The organism is Roseivivax jejudonensis, from assembly GCF_900172265.1.
Lineage (GTDB): Bacteria > Pseudomonadota > Alphaproteobacteria > Rhodobacterales > Rhodobacteraceae > Roseivivax > Roseivivax jejudonensis.
In genome coordinates, this window is record NZ_FWFK01000015.1 from 1 (window position 1) to 1,208 (window position 1,208).

Annotated in this window: 1 protein-coding gene; it reads right to left on the bottom strand. The window is 66.7% G+C overall.

Annotation, left to right across the window (positions count from 1 at the left end):
* Positions 1 to 31: 31 nt before the first annotated feature.
* A complete protein-coding gene (gene tuf / locus ROJ8625_RS20465; protein ID WP_085793778.1) occupies positions 32 to 1,207 on the bottom strand; it encodes an elongation factor Tu in 1,176 nt (391 codons plus the stop codon).
* Between the last annotated feature and the right edge of the window lies 1 nt (position 1,208).

The following is a 1,208-nucleotide window of genomic DNA, read 5'->3' on the forward strand; positions in this document are numbered from 1 at the left end:
GGTCGGGACGCCTGTCGGCGTCCCGGTCCGATCACTCGAGGATCTTCGAGACGACGCCCGAGCCGACGGTCCGGCCGCCTTCGCGGATGGCGAAGCGCAGGCCGTCTTCCATCGCGATCGGCGCGATCAGTTCGACGCCGAACTTCAGGTTGTCGCCCGGCATCACCATCTCGGTGCCCTCGGGCAGCGTCACGGTGCCGGTCACGTCCGTCGTGCGGAAGTAGAACTGCGGACGGTAGTTCGCGAAGAACGGCGTGTGGCGGCCGCCCTCTTCCTTGGTCAGGATGTAGACCTCGGCCTCGAACTTGGTGTGCGGCGTCACCGACTTCGGCTTGCACAGCACCTGGCCGCGCTCCACGCCGTCACGGTCGATGCCGCGCAGCAGCGCACCGATGTTGTCGCCGGCCTCGCCGCGGTCGAGCAGCTTGCGGAACATCTCGACGCCCGTGCAGGTCGTCTTCTTGGTGTCCTTCAGGCCCACGATCTCGAGCTCGTCGCCGACGTTCACGACGCCGCGCTCGACCCGGCCGGTGACCACGGTGCCGCGGCCCGAGATCGAGAACACGTCCTCGATCGGCATCAGGAACGGCTGATCCACCGCGCGCGCCGGCTGCGGGATGTAGTCGTCGACCGCCGCCATCAGCTCGCGGATCTTGTTCTCGCCGATCTCCGGGTCACGCCCCTCCATCGCCGCAAGCGCCGACCCCGCGATGATCGGGATGTCGTCGCCGGGGAAGTCGTAGTCCGACAGAAGCTCGCGCACTTCCATCTCCACGAGCTCCAGCAGCTCCTCGTCGTCCACCTGGTCGACCTTGTTGAGGAACACCACCATCGCCGGGATGCCCACCTGGCGGCCCAGCAGGATATGCTCGCGCGTCTGCGGCATCGGGCCGTCGGCCGCGTTCACCACCAGGATCGCGCCGTCCATCTGAGCCGCGCCCGTGATCATGTTCTTCACGTAGTCGGCGTGGCCGGGGCAGTCCACGTGCGCGTAGTGACGGTTGTCCGTCTCGTATTCCACGTGCGCCGTCGAGATGGTGATGCCGCGCGCCTTCTCTTCCGGCGCACCGTCGATCTGGTCATAGGCGCGGAAATCGCCGAAGTACTTCGTGATCGCCGCCGTCAGCGTCGTCTTGCCGTGGTCGACGTGACCGATCGTGCCGATGTTGCAGTGCGGCTTGCCGCGTTCGAACTTTTCCTTTGCCATC